The organism is Paraburkholderia translucens, assembly GCF_020881035.1.
GTDB classification, from domain to species: Bacteria; Pseudomonadota; Gammaproteobacteria; order Burkholderiales; family Burkholderiaceae; genus Paraburkholderia; species Paraburkholderia translucens.
This window is the reverse complement of record NZ_JAJITC010000004.1, coordinates 191,578-209,094: the sequence shown is the minus strand read 5'-3', so window position 1 is coordinate 209,094 and position 17,517 is coordinate 191,578. Positions and strand designations below refer to the sequence as shown.

Here is a 17,517-nt window from a genome sequence, read left to right as displayed (position 1 = left end):
CGCGACGCGGAAACATCGCGCTCATTTCCGCAACAACCTCAACCCATTGCCCACCACCAGCAGACTTGCGCCGACGTCGGCAAACACTGCCATCCACATCGTGCCGAATCCCATCAGCGTCAGCACGAGAAACACGCTCTTGATGCCGAGCGCAAGCGCAATGTTCTGCACCAGCACCGCGTATGTCGCTTTCGATAAGCGGATGAACGCCGGAATCTTCCGCAGATCGTCATCCATCAACGCGACGTCAGCGGTTTCGATCGCGGTGTCGGTGCCCATCGCGCCCATCGCGAAGCCGATGTCGGCGCGCGCGAGCGCGGGCGCATCGTTGATGCCGTCGCCGACCATGCCGACGGTCGCGCCATCGGCGGACCATTGCACGACCGCGTCGAGCTTGTCCTCGGGCAACTGGTCGCCGCGCGCTTCATCGACGCCAACCTGATGCGCGATCGCCATGGCCGTGTGGCGGTTGTCGCCGGTCAGCATCGCGGTGCCGACGCCGAGCCGCCGCAGTTCGGCGACGGCCGCGCGGCTCGTCTTCTTCACGGTATCGGCGACCGCGAACAGCGCGAGCACGCGCTGCGCGTTGGCGAGCATGACGACGGTTTTGCCCTGCTCCTCGAGCGCATCGAGGCGCGCTTCGAGTTGCGTCGAGCAGCGGCCCAGCTCTTCGATCAGGCGATGATTGCCGAGCCAGTAGGCAATGCCGTCGATATCGCCGCGCACGCCGCGTCCGGTGATCGCTTCGAATGCGTCGACGCGCAGGTGCTCGACGCCGTCGTCATTGGCGGCAGCGGCAATTGCCATCGAAACAGGATGATCGGAACGGCCCGCGAGACTCGCCGCAAGCGTGCGGTAGCAAAGCGCGTCGGCCTCGTCTCCGACCACCTCGAACTCCGTCTGCACCGGGTTGCCATGCGTGATCGTCCCGGTCTTGTCCAGCGCGAGCCGGCTCAGCTTGCGACCCTGTTCGAGGAAAACACCGCCCTTGATCAGAATCCCCTTACGCGCAGCGGCCGCGAGCCCGCTGACGATCGTCACCGGCGTCGAAATGACGAGTGCGCACGGACACGCGATCACGAGCAGCACCAGCGCCTTGTACACCCACGCGTGCCACTCGCCACCCGACATCAGCGGCGGGACCAGAGCGACGGCGAGCGCGATCGCGAACACGATCGGCGTGTAAACGCGTGCGAACTCGTCGACGAAGCGCTGCGTCGGGGCCTTCGTGCCTTGCGCCTCCTCGACCGCGTGGATGATGCGCGCAAGCGTCGTGTTGTCGGCCGCGGCCGTTACGCGATAGTCGAACGAGCCCGCCTGGTTGATCGTGCCGGCGAACACGGCGTCGCCGGTCGCTTTGTCGACGGGCAGGCTCTCGCCGGTGATCGGCGCCTGATCGACGCTCGAGCGGCCCGCGACGATCTCGCCGTCGAGTGCGATCCGCTCGCCGGGCCTCACGCGTAGCAGCGCGCCGGGCGCGATCGCGTCGACGCGCACGAGCCGCCATGCGCCGTCGGGCTGCTGCACGCTAGCCTCGGCGGGCGCGAGCCGCATGAGTCCTTCGATCGCGTTGCGCGCGCGGTCGAGCGAGCGCGCCTCGATCAGTTCGGCGATCGTGAACAGCACCATCACCATCGCGGCTTCGGGCCACTGGCCGAGCAGCGCCGCGCCGGTCACGGCAATGCTCATCAGCGCGTTGATGTTCAGGTTGCCGTTGCGCAGCGCGACCCAGCCCTTGCGATAGGTCGTAACGCCACAGGAGGCGATCGCGACGATTGCGAGACCCGCCACTGCCCAGGCGGGCGCACCGAGCCAGCCAGCGGCCTCTGAGGCCGCGGCTACGACGGCGGCGAGGATCAGGGGCCACCAGGGCTTGTGCAAGGCGCCAGCGGCCGCACTGGTATCCGCAATGCCTGAATCTCTGGCATCGCTAGCCAGTTCGGGCGTGAAGTCGAGGGAGCGCAATGCGGCCAGGACCGTTTCGAGCGAATTCGGGGCGTGGACGACGGTCAGCACGCGCTGCATCAGGTTGAAATCCATGCTGCGCACGGCCGACATGCGATCGAGCTTCTTGCGGATCAGCGCTTCCTCGGTCGGGCAGTCCATCTGCAGGATGCGGATTGCGGTACGCATGTCATTGCCGACGACCTCTGAAGGCGGCAGGCGCAGCGGCGCCGCCTCGAACGCGGCGCGCGCACAGCAGGCTCCGCCGTCGTGATCGTGGACGTGGCCGTGGTCATGAACATGGCCGTCGTGATGATCGTGGCCTTGATGCCCATGCCAATGCCCGCACCCGCTACCCGTGCCCTCGTCATGGTCATGGTCGTGCCGTGCATCAACCTTCCCGCAAGCGCCGTGCGTACGGACTTCGTCCCATTCCGGACGAGCGGCGGCGACACGGCTGGTATCAGGCATGGTGGCTTCCTCGTGCAATTTGTGGTCTAGTAAACACCTTGTAGCCACTACAAGGTCAAGGCCGCGTGGAGGTAAGGTCCATGAAGATCGGCGAACTGGCGAAAATCGCCCATTGCACGACGGAAACCATCCGTTTCTACGAAAAAGAGCGCCTGCTGCCCGAGGCGGAGCGCACTGAGGCCAATTACCGCAGTTACACGGCGAAGCACGTCGAGCGCCTGCGTTTCATCCGCAATTGCCGCGCGCTCGACATGACCCACGACGAAATCCGCGCGTTGCTGCGTCTGACCGACGCGCCGGCGAATGGCTGCGGCGGTATGCATACGCTGGTCGACGAGCACATTGCGCACGTCGACACGCGTATCGAAGAGCTACAGCAGCTGAAAGCGCAACTGACGACGCTGCGCGACCAATGCCACGGCGAGCATCCGCTCGAAGACTGCGGCATCGTGCACGGGCTGACCGACATGGATGTCGCCGTGCCGCGCCCGCGGCATACGCATCTCGGCTGACGCCGGGCCGGCCGTCGGGCGCTATCGCGTCACGACGCGGCGCTGGCGCGGCAACCCCATACACGGCAAGGCCGCATGCGCGACCTTGGCGATCGATCATCGAATCCAGTTGGAGAATCAACGTGTTCACCTGTAGAAACCAGTCCTGCGGCGCGCAGTGGGAGCAATCCGACGTCGTCATCAAGAACGAAGGGCAGGGGCTCCTGTTCCGCTGCCCGCTGTGCGGCGCGCGCAATTACGTCGAGAAATTCGACGGCGACGACGGCGAGGTGCTGTACGAGCAGCTGCCGGGCCGCCCCGATCAGGGCCCGCTGGCCGAGTAATCGCAATTCCTGCTGACGATCCTATGAATAGTCCCACTCCCGCCGGCGCCCCATTCAGCGAGCTGCCGCTGCCGCCCGCGACGCTCGCGAACCTGACGCAGCTCGGCTACGTCGAGATGACGCCGATCCAGGCCGCGAGCCTGCCGATCGCGCTCGCCGGTCAAGATCTGATCGCCCAGGCGAAAACCGGCAGCGGCAAGACCGCGGCGTTTTCGCTGGCGCTGCTCGCACGGCTTGACGCGCGCAAGTTCGACACCCAGGCAATGGTCCTGTGCCCGACGCGCGAACTCGCCGACCAGGTCACCCAGGAAATCCGCCGCCTTGCGCGCGCGGAGGAAAACATCAAGGTGCTGACCTTGTGCGGCGGCACGCCGATGCGTCCGCAGACGGCAAGCCTCGAACACGGCGCGCACGTCGTGGTCGGCACGCCGGGCCGCATCATGGATCACCTCGAACGCGGCAGCCTCGCGCTGCAATCGCTGAACACGCTCGTGCTCGACGAAGCCGACCGCATGCTGGACATGGGTTTCTTCGACGACATCGCGAAGGTGGCAAGGCAATGCCCGAAAGAGCGTCAAACGCTGCTGTTCTCGGCGACGTATCCTGAGAGCATCGCGAAGTTGAGCCAGCAGTTCCTGCGCAATCCGAAGGAAGTCAAGCTCGCCGAGCGGCACGACGACAGCAAGATCCGTCAGCGCTTCTACGAAGTGAGCGAAGACGAGCGTCTGCACGCGGTCGGTCTGCTGCTCAATCACTATCGTCCGGTCAGCACGATTGCGTTCTGTAACACCAAGCAGCAGTGCCGCGATCTGCTCGACGTGCTGCGCGCGCAAGGCTTTCATGCGCTGGCGCTGCACGGCGAGCTCGATCAGCGCGAGCGCGATCAGGTACTGATCCAGTTCGCGAATCGCAGTTGCTCGGTACTCGTCGCGACGGACGTCGCCGCGCGCGGTCTCGACATCGCGCAACTCGAAGCCGTGATCAACGTCGACGTGACGCCGGACCCGGAAGTGCACACGCACCGCATCGGCCGTACGGGCCGTGCAGACCAGGAGGGCTGGGCGCTCAGTCTCGCGAGCATGGACGAGATGGGGCGCGTGGGCGGGATCGAGCAGGCGCACAAGCGCGACGTCGAATGGCACAAGCTGTCCGAGCTGAAGGCGGCCAGCAATGACCCGCTGCTGCCGCCGATGGAAACGTTGCAGATTCTCGGCGGCCGCAAGGACAAGATCCGTCCCGGCGACGTGCTCGGCGCGCTGACGGGCGACGCTGGTTTCGCGGGCTCTCAGATCGGCAAGATCAACGTGACCGACATGTCGACCTATGTCGCGGTGGAGCGCAGCATCGCGCGCGAGGCGGTGCGCCGGCTCAGCGCGGGCAAGCTGAAAGGCCGCAAGGTCAAAGTCCGTTTGATGGACGAAGCCTGATTCACCCGAAGCTCCGGCCTTTCCTTCTTCGAATCCGAAGCGCACCGACTCGCGAAACGGCCGCATCCGCGGCCGTATACGCAAGAGAACCAGTTAGCATCACATTCCTTCATGCCCGCGCGGATTCCCGGATCCCCCGAACTCCCTGCAAACTATGACCTCGCCGAGCTTGCCCGAGGTGGAGCGGCCTCGTGCAAGTCATGACGAAAACGCATGCCGCGCATGACAAAGTTTCGATTGTGAGCGTTCTTTGGCTGATGCCTAATCACCGCACAGGAAGGAACGCCCCGCTGCCGTTCGCACGGCCGCCGGCGGCTGAAGAAAGGAGAAGCTCTTATGCAGAGCGCCACGCAAGCCCGCTCGAAACTGCCGGACGTCGGCACCACCATTTTTACCGTGATCGGCCAGTTGGCCGCGCAACACGATGCTTTGAACCTCTCGCAGGGCGCGCCGAATTTCGCGCCGGACCCGAAGCTCGTCGATGGCGTCGCGCAGGCGATGCGCGCGGGTCACAATCAGTACGCGCCGATGGCGGGTATCGGCGCGCTGCGCGAAGCGCTCGCTGACAAGGTCGCAACGCTGTACGGCGTGCGCTACGATCCGGCCAGCGAAGTGACCGTGCTCGCGAGCGCGAGCGAAGGGCTCTATTCGACGATCAGCGCACTCGTGCATCCGGGCGACGAAGTGATCTACTTCGAACCGTCGTTCGACAGCTACGGCCCGATCGTGCGCTTGCAGGGCGCGACGCCGGTCGCGATCAAGCTGTCGCTCGACCACTTCCGGGTGGATTGGGACGAAGTCGCCGCCGCGATCACGCCGAAGACGCGCATGATCATCGTCAATACGCCGCACAATCCGACCGCGACGATTTTTAGCGACGCCGATATCGAGCGGCTCAAAGCGATCACGCGCAACACCGACATCGTGATCCTGTCCGACGAGGTCTATGAGCACGTCGTGTTCGACGGCGCGAAGCATCAGAGCATGGCGCGCCATCGCGAGCTCGCGGAGCGCAGCCTGATCGTGTCGTCGTTCGGCAAGTCGTATCACGTGACCGGCTGGCGTGTCGGCTATTGCCTCGCCCCCGCCGCGCTGATGGACGAGATCCGCAAGGTTCACCAGTTCATGGTGTTCTCCGCCGACACACCGATGCAGTACGCGTTCGTCGACGCATTGGCCAATCGCGACAGCTACCTCGGCCTGTCCGGCTTCTATCAGAAGAAGCGCGATCTGCTCGCGCATGCGCTGCGCGAATCGCGCTTCGAGTTGTTGCCGAGCGAAGGCAGCTTCTTTATGCTCGCGCGGTTCCGCGGCTTCTCCGATGAAAGCGACAGCGATTTCGTGCTGCGCCTGATCCGCGATGCGCGCGTCGCGACGATTCCGCTGTCGGCGTTCTATACCGACGGCACGGATTGCGGGCTGATTCGCCTGAGTTTCTCGAAGGACGACGCGACGCTGATCGAAGGCGCGCGGCGTTTGTGCGAGATCTGAGTGCGCGAGCGCACACCCGAAGTCGCCGAAGTCATGAAAGTATTGGAAGAAAGAAGGGAGATGTCATGAAGTTGCTTAAATGCCTGTTGGCGCTTGCGTACGCAGGCGCGTCGCTCGCGACGGCGTCCGCTGCAAGCGCCGCCGATACCACCACGCTGCGTTTCGGCCTCGAAGCGCAGTATCCGCCGTTCGAATCGAAAGGACCGAACGGCGAGCTTCAGGGGCTCGATATCGACGTGGGCAACGCGGTCTGCGCGGCCGCGCATATGACCTGCAAGTGGGTCGAAACCTCGTTCGACGGCCTGATCCCCGCGTTGCAAGGCCGCAAGTTCGACGCGATCAATTCGGCGATGAACGCGACCGAACAGCGTCGCCAGGCGATCGACTTCACGACGGTCGTCTATCGCGTGCCGTCGCAGCTGATCGCGCGGCGCGACAGCGGTCTGCTGCCTACGCCCGCGTCGCTGAAGGGCAAGCGCGTCGGCGTGCTGCAAGGCTCGATCCAGGAGACCTTCGCGAAGGTGCATTGGGAACCGGCCGGCGTGATCGTGCTGCCGTATCAGGATCAGAATCAGGTCTACGCCGATCTGGGCGCGGGCCGTCTCGATGGCACGCTCGTGCTCGCGCCCGCCGGACAAACGGGGTTTCTGTCGAAGCCCGACGGCAAGGACTACGCTTTTGTCGGTCAACCGGTGCGCGACGACAAGATTCTCGGCAGCGGCATCGCATACGGTATTCGCAAAGGCGACACTGCGCTGCGCGATCAGTTGAATGCCGCGATCGCCAAGGTGCAAGCCGATGGCACCGTGAAGACATTGGCCGCGAAATACCTCGGCAATATCGATGTGAGCGCGAAGTAGTCGCGTAGCGTTGGACAGGCGGCGCCGCGCGTTCGCTTGTTGCCCATGCGTTCGACGACTACGATACGTAGGTTTCGCGAAGTCGGAGACGATCGCGAAGTCGACGGATCAAACGGAGAACGCGCATGGGCGAGACGACCGAGGCGACAAGCGCTGCAAACAACGCGCGCGCAACGGGCGCGGCCGCGCCGCGCTTCTGGCGCAGCGACGCGCTGCCGTTCATCGAAGCGCGCGCCATCGACGATGGCCGCAGGGTCTGCTACGCCAAACATTCGCACGAAACATTTTCCATCGGCGCGGTGACCCGCGGCCGCAGCGTATATCTGAACCGTCACGCGCGGGAATGGATCGGCGCGGGCGCCGTGGTGATGATGAACCCCGACGATGTGCACGCGTGCAATCCGGTTGCCGGTGAGCGCTGGTCGTATCGGATGCTGCACGTCGACGTCGCATGGATCACGAAACTGCAGCACGAGCTTGGCTTGAGCGGGAACCACGCGTTTCGCCCGTTCTCGCAGATCATGACGCTCGATGCCGCGTTGTTCGACGGCCTGAATCGTCTATACACGATTCTCGCCGGCGACAACGAGATCGACGCCGACACGCTGCGCAAGGAAAGCGCGGTCATCACCTTCTTCTCTCATCTCCAACAAACGCTCGATCCGGTGAGCTTGCCCATGCGTGCCGGGAACGGCCAGCTTGCGCGCGCCGCGGAGTACATCGCCGAAAACTGCACGCGCGCGCTCAGACTCGACGACGTGTGCGAGGCGGCCGGGCTGTCCGCGTCGCATCTGATCCGCGCGTTCAAGCAGCGCTACGCTATGACGCCGCACGCGTATCTGATCAACCGGCGCATCCAGTACAGTCGCGCGCGATTGCGGCGGGGAGCGCTGATTGCGGACGTCGCGCTCGACGCCGGTTTCGCCGACCAGGCGCATTTGCAGCGCACCTTCAAACGGCTGGTGGCGGCGACGCCGGGGCAGTATCGCAGGTGAGCGTGATGCGGCCCGAAGCCGCGTTGGCAGGCAAGCGCGAGCCGCATCACTCGGCAAGCAGATACAACGCACTGAGCGCGAGCAGCGCCGCCATCACGCGATTGAACATCCTGACCCGCTTCGCTTCACGCAGATGCCTGCGCAGAAACGTGCCGGCATAGGCCCAACTCGCGATCGACAGATAGCAGATCACGAAGTACAGCGCGGTGAATTGCCAGAGGAGCGTGCCATCGCCGCCGGCCGCATACGCGCCCATGCCGGCCAGCGACGCGAGCCACGCCTTCGGATTGAGCCATTGCATCGCCGCGCCGCGCGCGAACGACGGCCCGCGCGCCGGCTTGTCCGCGCCGAGCTGGCCGTTGTCGATGGCGAGTTTGCAGGCCATGTAGAGCAGGAAGCCCATGCCTGCCCATTTGACGATCTCGATCAGATCAGGAAAGCGCGCGAGCAATTCGTGCAAGCCGAGTCCGATCAGGAGCAGCAACGCCGTGAAACCGACCGTCGCGCCAGTGACATGCCGCAAACTCGCGGCGAGCCCGTGCTGCGCTCCGGCGCTGAGCGCGACGACGTTGACCGGGCCCGGAGAAATGGAACTGGCGAGCGCGAACGCGGCCATCGAGAGTAATGCAGTCATCGGATGCCTCGAAACGTGAGTGTGGCGAATGGATTGCGACGCTCAACCGTAACGGGACGGCGACAGCATGTATTGAAGGAAATTGCCAAGGCAAAGGGCAGGCGCGTTGAAGAAAAAACAAACGCGCAACAAACGCGCGTCTGAATCTGAATCTCGATTCGCGCAAACGTTATCGAGGAAATCCAATGTGATCTGCGCACTGGGCGTCGGCGAGCTGGGCGTTGCGCAAGCGGGCTGCGCGTTTGGTCGCTTTAACGAGCGCGAAATAAATCCGTAATTCACCAGTAACAGGCCGTAACGACAATCCGTCGCCATTAACCACGACGACGGAGTTGCCTGCATGCTTGCTTCCCTCATCCGTTTCCCGCTGCGCCTCGCGGTGCTTTCGAGCGTTGCCGTACTGGCCGCCTGCGGAGGCGGGAATGTCGATCCCAACACGAGCGCGAGCGCGGCCATTCCGGCGCCCCCCGCCGATCCCGGCTTTGTCGACAACGCACCGATCCCCGACGTGCCCGCCTTCGTCGACAACATCGCGACCAACCAGCGCGGCGACGCCCGCTACGCCACGCTCGAAACGAATGCTGGCGTGCGCGTGGTGGCGCGCTTCCTCGACCTCTGGCAGCCACTCACGATGCTCGTGGACGCCGGCGTTTCCGCGCCGGCGAACGGCACGTTTCCCGCGGTCGCGCAATCGACGTGGACGGGGGTGCCGATCGACGGCACGCCGAACGGCACGATCCTGAACAGCACCGTGCTGAACGCGAACATCCAGTACGTCGTGACCGCCACGACCCGGCGCACCCAGGCGCAGGCCGACGCGGCCTACTATGACGACCGCCGCGGCAAGGGCTACAGCGTCACCGACGGCATGGGGCCGCTCACCGCGGCGTGGCGCTCGGCTGCGCAGCAAACCACGAGCATCACGTCGATTCCCGCGAACGCGACCACAACGCTCTACAGTGACTCGGGCAACAACATCGGCGTGGGGAGCACGAGCAACGCGACCTTCGGCAAGGTCGTCGATCTGCTGAATACGATGGGCAACAACGCCTCCACCGAGCCCGCCAAGCGCTTCTACAAATATGCGAGGCCGTTCCGCTGGAGCACGAGCGTCGTGGTCGATCCCACGCTCGTGCCGGCCATTAGTACGACGCCCGCCACCGACGGCGGCTTCATTAGCGGTCACGAAGCCGAAGCCATGCGCGACGCGATGACGATGGCCTACCTCATTCCCGAGCGTTACCAGGAGATGGCGAGCCGCGGCCTCGAACTTGGCGAGAACCGCATTCTCGCGGGTATGCATTCGCCGCTCGACGTGATTGGTGGGCGCCTGTTCGCCCTCGCTGTGACGGCCGCGAATCTCTACGACCCCGCGAACGCCACGCTCAAGAGCGCGGCCTACACACAGGCGCACAGCGCGCTCGAGCAGGCCACCGGCACGGACGCGACAACCTTCGCGGCCTACGCACATTCGGCGACGACCTCGACCGACCGCTTCGCCGACTACTCGACCAACAAGTCAGAATTCGCGCGCCGCATGACGTTCGGGTTCGGCCAGATCGAATCGACCGAAGCGCCGCCCGTCGTGCCCAAAGGTGCCGAGGTGCTGCTCGAAACGCGTTTCCCGTACCTGAGCGCCGATCAGCGGCGCGTCGTGCTGAAGACGACGGAAGTCGCTTCGGGCTATCCGGTCATGGACGATGCGGAAGGCTGGGGCCGCCTGAATATGTTCAGCGCAGCCGACGGTTATGGCGCTTTCAACGGCAACGTGATCGTCACGATGGATGCGACGCAGGGCGGCTTCAACGCCGCCGATGCCTGGCGCAACGACATTGCCGGTTCGGGCAAGCTCACGCTGCAAGGCAGCGGCACGCTCACGCTCGCGGGCAACAACAGCTACACGGGCGGCTCGCAGGTGAGCGGCGGGGTGCTTACCGCTTCGTCGGCCACGGCTTTCGGCAACGGCGACGTCTACGTTGGCTCCGGCGGCGGCGTGACCGTGGCGACGCGCGCACCGTTGACGATCACGGGCAAGTACACGCAACTCGACGGCACGACGCTCGAACTCGACATCGACGGCAACGGCGGCGGACGCCTGCGCGTGGGTGGCCAGCTCACCGTAGCGGGCGGCACGCTGCATGTGAAGTTCGTGAACGGCTACGTGCCCAAGGCCGGCGACACGATCGACGTGATCGACGGCAGCGGCGCATCGGTGAAGTTCGCGACGGTCACGGTGGACGGTTTCAAGGCCACGCCGGTTTATTCCTCGAGCGGCGTTTCGATAAAACTGTCGGCATCGTAACGCCATGAAGCACGGCCCCGGGGCTGAAGGATCGAAAGCCGATTCTTGCGGGCGAAAGCCGTCCGGCACTTCGGGGTGTTTCTCAGCCAATTGGCCAGCATTGTTTTGTTAATCAGCTTGGAATTGGGTAGGTTGTTTAGGTCGACCGGTGCCGGTTTCGCAAGAATGGGGACCGAGGGTTTGAAGCAGTGCGGCAACGTGCGGCGACGTCAGCGAGCTATCGGCACGGAGTTTCTTGAGAATGGCGAGGAATCAGGACGGCTGCGTCGGCACGACGGGCAATCAACGGGACATTGGATGATCGCTCAGGCAGCCCGAACGGCGAGAACGGCGATTGGCAGATGGTGTTTTCTGCAGCCTTTGCGTCGCCTAACGGAAACCGCAGCCCAAACGAAAAAGGGTTCCAATTGCTTGGAACCCTTCTAAATGCTTGGTGGGGCGTGAGTGACTCGAACACTCGACCTACGGATTAAGAGTCCGCTGCTCTACCAACTGAGCTAACGCCCCAACAGAAACGAGATTATGCAGGATCTTTTTGAGATTGCCAAGCCCTTTTAGCTGTTTCATTAAGAAAAGCCCATCGCTGGAACTCGAGCCATCCCTCGACGAAACCGCCATCCGGAAAACGCTGACGGGTCCGCCGCTGCCGGTATCATGTCGCGGACACCTCGACGCAAGCGGCGTAACGCGATTTTCGACCAGGGGATTTTTACGGACGACAATGAGGTTACCGAGTCGCTCGAGCGAGCCCTCGCGTGGGGGTCCGGGCGCTCACACTGATCGAGGCGCGCGTGCCTCGCATGGGCCGTAATCTGATGTTCGACGAAGGCGGCAACATGACCGTTCGATCCACCACGACTTGCGCACTGCCGGAGTGAATGCCGGCACAAACTATCGATAGCAAGAGCCAAAGAAAGCAAGGAAAAGCAGCATGTTCGATCAGGTCGTATTCGCCGGCGGCGGTAACCGCTGCTGGTGGCAAGCGGGTTTCTGGGACGTCGTGCAGCCGCAGCTCGACATCCGTCCGCGAGTGATCACCGGGATTTCGGCCGGCGCTGCGACTGCGTGCATGATCTACACGCGCGGCGATTCCGACTGGGTCATGCGCTATTACGAAGATGCGCTGCGCCACAACACGCGCAATGCCTACTGGGGCAACCTGCTGCGCGGCGAGTCGATCTTCCCGCATTACCGGATCTACCGGCAGGCACTGCTCGACATCTACGGCGACAAGTTTTCGAAGCTCGCCCAGGCGCCGGAAATCCGCATCGGCGTATCCCATCTGCCGCGCTGGCTCGGCGCAAGAAGCGCGGTCGCAGCGGGGCTGGTCGCGTACAACATCGAAAAATACGTGCGCAAGACGTTGCATCCGACGCTCGGTCGGACGCTCGGTTTTCATCCGGAATTCGTGCGCGCACAGGATTGCGCGACTGTCGACGAGCTCGCGGACCTGATCCTGCAATCGTCCAGTACGCCGCCGTTCACACCGGTTCTGCGGCGCAACGGCCGGCCGGTGCTGGACGGCGGGATGGTCGACAACGTCCCGGTCGGCGCGCTCGACGCCGATGTGCCGGGTAACGTTCTCGTGATGGTGACGCGTCTTTATCCGCGGCCGCAGATGTTCGTCGTACCGCACGGCGTGCAGCAGCGGCTCTACGTGCAGCCATCGCGCAAGGTGCCCATTTCAAGTTGGGACTACACGAGCCCGTCGCAGATGGTGCACGCCTACAACCTCGGCCGCGCGGATGGCGAGGTCTTCCTTGAACGCGTGACTGCGGTGATGGAGGCGGCAGCGCACGAAGCGCAATGAGCGGCGCGGCCCGCGGGCCAAACCCGATCCGCCCGCCGCCTCACTCTCCAATCACCGCCGACGCCCGCCTTGCAGCGCCTCCGGATTCGCGACACTGGCGGTGTCGCCGGTATCGAACGCAAGAATGTTCCTGAACGCCGCGGTGAAATACAGTTCGTAGCTCTCGCGCTCCACATAGCCGATGTGCGGCGTGCAGATCACGTTTTCCATGCGCAGCAGGCTGTAGCCCTGCAGGATCGGCTCGCTTTCGTAGACGTCGATCGCGACCATCCCCGGACGGTTGTGCGATAGCGCGTTCACGAGCGCATTCTCTTCGAGCAGCTCGGCGCGGCTCGTGTTCACGAGTAGTGCGGTCGGCTTCATGCGCATCAGGTCGTCCTGCTTGACGATGCCGCGCGTGTCGTCATGCAGTCGCAGATGCAGCGACAACACATCGCTGTTTTCGAACAGCTCCTCACGAGTCGCCGCGACGCCGTAGCCGTCGGCGCGAGCGGCTTCGCGCGAATGCTCGCGGCCCCACACCAGCACGTTCATGCCGAACGCCTTGCCGTAGCCGGCCAGCAGGCGGCCGATCTTGCCGTAGCCCCAGATTCCGAGCGTCTGCCCGCGCAGCACCTGACCCAAACCGAAGTTCGGTGGCAGCGCCGACGTCTTGAGCCCCGACTGTTGCCAGGCGCCCTGTTTGAGGTTTGCCACGTATTGCGGGATGCGCCGTTGGGCGGCCATGATGAGTGCCCACGTTAGCTCGGCCGGCGCGACCGGCGAGCCGGTGCCCTCGAGCACGGCGATACCGCGCTCGGTGCAGGCCGCCAGATCGATGTGGTTCGACACCTTGCCGGTCTGACTGATCATGCGCAAGCGCGGCAATTTGTCGAGCAGTTGCGAGGTGATGCGGGTGCGTTCGCGAATCAGGACGAGGGCGTCGACTTCGGCCAGCCGGCTTGCAAGTTGTCCGAGACCGCGCACGGTATTGTTGAAAACTTTGACTTCATGGTCGGCCAACAAGTGAAAGCAGTCCAGCTTGCGGACGGCGTCCTGATAATCGTCGAGAATGGCAATCTTCATGGTATGCAATTTGCGCCGCACCCCGGTGGTGCGGACTGTTATGCTGACTGTGCCAGCGTGTGACCTGGGTCACATGCGGGTCTGGCTGATTGCCTTACCGTAGAAGCTGTCGCACCCAAAAGAACGGCAGCGCTGCGTGAAGGCGAATTGAGAACGTTTTTAGCAGTTTGTTGCGTGTTGAGGCAAGTCGCTTTACACAAGGTTGCAGAAGCCCTGTAGGAAGCGCGCCTCCGCCTGGCAAGCTGTATGGCCCAGGACGATCTGCGCAATCGTGTGCCGGCAATTGAATCGACGCGCCGGCGCAATGAGTTCAATGCCTCTCGCAAGCAGCGTCCCCGGGCTTGTACCGTTTTTCCATTCATTCAAACGGAGACAAGTCGATGAATCTACCCTCGTTCGAAGGGCAGCCCACTATCGAGGCGCCCACATGGGTCAAACACCGCAAGCTGATCGACTGGGTCCAGCGCATCGCTGCTCTGACCAAGCCCGCAAAAGTGGTCTGGTGCGACGGTTCGCAAGAGGAATACGACCGCCTATGCGCGCAGATGGTCGAAGCCGGTACCCTGAAGAAGCTCAACCCCGCCAAACGTCCCAATTCCTATCTCGCCTGCTCCGATCCGTCCGACGTCGCGCGCGTCGAGGATCGCACTTTCATCTGCTCGCAGCGCGCCGAAGACGCCGGCCCGACCAACAACTGGATCGCTCCGGACGAAATGCGTTCGACGCTCGACGGCCTGTTCGACGGCGCAATGCGCGGTCGCACGATGTACGTGGTGCCGTTCTCGATGGGCCCGCTCGGCTCGCCGATCGCGCACATCGGCGTCGAGCTGAGCGATAGCCCTTACGTCGTGGCCAATATGCGCATCATGACGCGCATGGGCCGCAGAGTGTATGACGTGCTCGGCGAGGACGGCGAGTTCGTGCCGTGCGTGCATTCGGTCGGCGCGCCGCTTGCGACGGGAGAGCAGGACGTGTCGTGGCCGTGCAACAAGACCAAGTACATCGTGCATTTCCCCGAATCGCGCGAAATCTGGAGCTTTGGCTCGGGCTATGGCGGCAATGCGCTGCTCGGCAAGAAGTGCTTCGCGCTGCGCATCGCGTCGACGATGGGCCGCCACGAGGGTTGGCTTGCCGAACATATGCTGATTCTCGGCGTCACGTCACCGCAAGGGCGCAAGCATCACGTGGCGGCGGCATTCCCGTCGGCCTGCGGCAAGACCAACTTCGCGATGCTGATCCCGCCGGCGGGCCTGAACGGCTGGAAGATTTCGACGATCGGCGACGACATCGCGTGGATCAAGCCGGGCAAGGACGGCCGGCTGTACGCGATCAATCCGGAAGCAGGCTATTTCGGTGTCGCGCCGGGAACGAGCGAAAAGACCAACTACAACGCGCTCGCCACGCTGAAGGAAAACGTGATCTTCACGAACGTCGCGCTGACCGACGACGGCGACGTCTGGTGGGAAGGCATGACCGAGGAGCCACCAGCACATCTGATCGACTGGCAAGGCAAGGACTGGACGCCGGCGGACGCGAAGGAAAGCGGCCGCAAGGCGGCGCATCCGAACGCGCGTTTCACGGCGCCGGCTTCGCAGTGTCCGTCGATCGACGCGGACTGGGAAAACCCCGCCGGCGTCGCGATCGATGCGTTCATCTTCGGGGGCCGCCGCTCGACCACCGTGCCGCTCGTCACCGAAGCGCGCAACTGGGTCGAGGGCGTCTACATGGCGGCGACGATGGGTTCCGAAACGACCGCTGCGGCTGCTGGCCAGCAGGGCGTCGTGCGCCGCGACCCGTTCGCGATGCTGCCGTTCTGCGGCTACAACATGAGCGACTATTTCAGCCATTGGCTGAAAACCGGCGAGCGTCTGCAGCAGTTGAGCGCGAAGCTGCCAAAAATATTCTGCGTGAACTGGTTCCGCAAGGGCGCGGACGGCAAGTTCGTGTGGCCGGGCTTCGGGGAGAACATGCGGGTGCTGAGCTGGATGGTCGGCCGCATCGAGGGTACCGCGCAGGGTGAAGAGCACGCTTTCGGCATTTCTCCGCACTACGAGGACATCGACTGGAGCGGCCTGAACTTCACCCGCGAGCAGTTCGAGCAGGTCATTTCAGTCGACGCCGCCGCATGGCGCAACGAACTCGTGTTGCACGCGGAGTTGTTTGACACGCTGCAACATGGTCTGCCGCCGGCACTGGCCGAAGCGAAGCGCGCGCTGGAGGAAAAGCTCACGGCCTAGGCATGTGAGTGCTCACTCACTCTGAAAAGCCGCCCACGGGCGGCTTTTTTCTTTGGGCACCCAGATTCGTTTCGATGTTTTCTATCCCGCAACATCCGCGCGACCTTTGCGTCTGTTCGGACAAAAGAGACAGAGCAAGCTGCGCCGCAGCAGATTGTTTTCCTTTCAGGAATAATCTGCGGTCCGGCCCCGCTTTTATCGATACAGTCGTACCAAAATTGCGATATTTCCTATTGCGGGGGCAACTTCTGCACGATTTTGCGAGTCGTAGGAGAATTCCAAGTTCGCTTCACTGGTTTTCACTAATTGTCAGGAAGCAGTAACAAGGCAGGGAGTTGTCCTATGGATCATTTGCAGTCGATGCGGGTTTTCGTCAAGGTGTCGGATCTCGGCAGTTTTGCTCGCGCCGCGAGCGCGATGGATATTTCCAATGCGGTCGCCACACGTCACGTTGCCGACCTCGAAGGCCGTCTTGGTACGCGGCTGCTCAATCGCACAACCCGCAGCTTGTCACTGACTGAATCCGGTCAGGTCTATCTCGAGCGCGCCCGTCAGATTCTCGACGAACTGGAAGACGTCGAACAAATGGTGGTGGCGCGCAACCACGAACCCGTCGGCACGCTGCGCATCGTCGCGCCCGTCGTGTTCGGGCTGCATAACCTCGCGCCCGTGCTGCAAACGTACGCGGAGCGCTATCCGAAAGTCATTCCTGATGTCACGCTGGTCGATCGTCAGGTCGATCTCGTCGAAGAAGGTTTCGACGTAGGCGTCGTGATCGCGCGGCAAATGCGCAGCGCGAGCATCGTCACACGGCGTCTCACCACCGGCTGCATGACTGTCTGCGCGACGCCGGCTTACCTGGAAAAGCATGGCACACCGACACGTCCCGAACATCTGCTCGAGCATCCGTGCCTGAGCCTGCCGTCGGAATACTGGGGCGATGAGCGCGTGTTCACCGGACCGGAAGGTGAAGTGCGTGTGAGGCCTTCGAACGTGATCGTCGCGAACAATACGGAAATGTTGCGGCAGTTCGCGCTGCTCGGTATGGGCACCGCCATCCTGCCGAGCTACCTGATCGGTCGCGACATGACGCGCGGGCGGCTCGTGCGTTTGCTCGGCGACTATCGTTTGCCTCAGGTCGAGATCAACATTGCGTATCCGAGCCGCCGTCACCTGCCGGCCAAGGTGCGCACGTTCATCGACCATCTGGTCGAGCATTTCAACCAGACGCCGAACAGCGTGCTGGGTGAGCAATGGATCAAGGACGGTCTGGAGCGGCCCGCAACGTCGGCCGCGTTCGAATCTGCTGAGTCGCGTGCGCCGGAAGCATTCGATGGCGCCGAGCCGCTGTCGCGGCTGCTCGACAGCGAGCTGTCACCGGCCGTGCCAAAGCCGCCGACCAAGTCGTCGAATCGCACACGACCGACAGCGTTGTCACCGCTGTAA

Annotated in this window: 14 protein-coding genes and 1 tRNA gene; 11 read left to right on the top strand and 4 right to left on the bottom strand. The window is 63.5% G+C overall.

What is annotated here, in order from left to right; translation table 11 throughout:
* Positions 1 to 21 precede the first annotated feature (21 nt).
* The gene (locus LJ655_RS08855) at positions 22 to 2,415 is read right to left on the bottom strand and encodes a heavy metal translocating P-type ATPase (RefSeq protein WP_230560874.1); all 2,394 of its coding nucleotides are present in this window, start codon (positions 2,413 to 2,415) and stop codon (positions 22 to 24) included.
* 80 nt (positions 2,416 to 2,495) lie between these two features.
* Here LJ655_RS08855 and cadR point away from each other — a divergent pair, with 80 nt between their 5' ends.
* From cadR to LJ655_RS08825, 6 genes are all read left to right on the top strand, one after another.
* On the top strand, positions 2,496 to 2,927 hold the full coding sequence (cadR, locus tag LJ655_RS08850) for a Cd(II)/Pb(II)-responsive transcriptional regulator (RefSeq protein ID WP_230560873.1): 432 nt from the start codon (positions 2,496 to 2,498) through the stop codon (positions 2,925 to 2,927).
* 122 nt (positions 2,928 to 3,049) lie between these two features.
* The gene (locus LJ655_RS08845; RefSeq protein ID WP_230560872.1) at positions 3,050 to 3,250 is read left to right on the top strand and encodes a hypothetical protein; all 201 of its coding nucleotides are present in this window, start codon (positions 3,050 to 3,052) and stop codon (positions 3,248 to 3,250) included.
* A 23-nt stretch (positions 3,251 to 3,273) separates the two neighbouring features.
* Entirely contained in the window at positions 3,274 to 4,677 is a 1,404-nt protein-coding gene (gene dbpA / locus LJ655_RS08840) for an ATP-dependent RNA helicase DbpA (RefSeq protein WP_230560871.1), read from the top strand.
* A 336-nt stretch (positions 4,678 to 5,013) separates the two neighbouring features.
* Positions 5,014 to 6,168: a pyridoxal phosphate-dependent aminotransferase gene (locus tag LJ655_RS08835; protein WP_230560870.1), complete on the top strand. Its 1,155-nt coding sequence runs from the start codon at positions 5,014 to 5,016 to the stop codon at positions 6,166 to 6,168.
* Positions 6,169 to 6,233: 65 nt separating this feature from the next.
* Complete coding sequence (locus LJ655_RS08830; protein ID WP_230560869.1) at positions 6,234 to 7,028, top strand: ABC transporter substrate-binding protein; 795 nt, start codon at positions 6,234 to 6,236, stop codon at positions 7,026 to 7,028.
* A gap of 125 nt (positions 7,029 to 7,153) precedes the next feature.
* Positions 7,154 to 8,023, top strand: coding sequence for a helix-turn-helix transcriptional regulator (locus LJ655_RS08825; RefSeq protein WP_230560868.1), 870 nt, complete (start codon positions 7,154 to 7,156; stop codon positions 8,021 to 8,023).
* 46 nt (positions 8,024 to 8,069) lie between these two features.
* On the opposite strand, the gene LJ655_RS08820 is transcribed toward LJ655_RS08825, so the two are convergent.
* On the bottom strand, positions 8,070 to 8,657 hold the full coding sequence (locus tag LJ655_RS08820; protein WP_230560867.1) for a LysE family translocator: 588 nt from the start codon (positions 8,655 to 8,657) through the stop codon (positions 8,070 to 8,072).
* A 106-nt stretch (positions 8,658 to 8,763) separates the two neighbouring features.
* On the opposite strand from LJ655_RS08820, the gene LJ655_RS08815 reads away from it, so the two are divergent.
* Positions 8,764 to 8,934, top strand: coding sequence for a hypothetical protein (locus LJ655_RS08815; protein ID WP_230560866.1), 171 nt, complete (start codon positions 8,764 to 8,766; stop codon positions 8,932 to 8,934).
* 63 nt (positions 8,935 to 8,997) lie between these two features.
* Entirely contained in the window at positions 8,998 to 10,959 is a 1,962-nt protein-coding gene (locus tag LJ655_RS08810; protein WP_230560865.1) for an acid phosphatase, read from the top strand.
* A 431-nt stretch (positions 10,960 to 11,390) separates the two neighbouring features.
* On the opposite strand, the gene LJ655_RS08805 is transcribed toward LJ655_RS08810, so the two are convergent.
* Positions 11,391 to 11,466 (bottom strand) — tRNA-Lys (locus LJ655_RS08805).
* A 424-nt stretch (positions 11,467 to 11,890) separates the two neighbouring features.
* Here LJ655_RS08805 and LJ655_RS08800 point away from each other — a divergent pair.
* A complete protein-coding gene (locus LJ655_RS08800; protein ID WP_230560864.1) occupies positions 11,891 to 12,769 on the top strand; it encodes a patatin-like phospholipase family protein in 879 nt (292 codons plus the stop codon).
* Between the two features lie 51 nt (positions 12,770 to 12,820).
* Here LJ655_RS08800 and LJ655_RS08795 read toward each other — a convergent pair whose 3' ends face one another.
* Entirely contained in the window at positions 12,821 to 13,834 is a 1,014-nt protein-coding gene (locus LJ655_RS08795; RefSeq protein WP_230560863.1) for a D-2-hydroxyacid dehydrogenase family protein, read from the bottom strand.
* Positions 13,835 to 14,214: 380 nt separating this feature from the next.
* On the opposite strand from LJ655_RS08795, the gene LJ655_RS08790 reads away from it, so the two are divergent.
* Both LJ655_RS08790 and LJ655_RS08785 read left to right on the top strand, forming a co-directional pair.
* On the top strand, positions 14,215 to 16,071 hold the full coding sequence (locus tag LJ655_RS08790) for a phosphoenolpyruvate carboxykinase (GTP) (RefSeq protein WP_230560862.1): 1,857 nt from the start codon (positions 14,215 to 14,217) through the stop codon (positions 16,069 to 16,071).
* A gap of 342 nt (positions 16,072 to 16,413) precedes the next feature.
* Positions 16,414 to 17,517 (top strand): LysR family transcriptional regulator, encoded by a 1,104-nt coding sequence (locus tag LJ655_RS08785; protein WP_230560861.1) that lies wholly within the window; start codon positions 16,414 to 16,416, stop codon positions 17,515 to 17,517.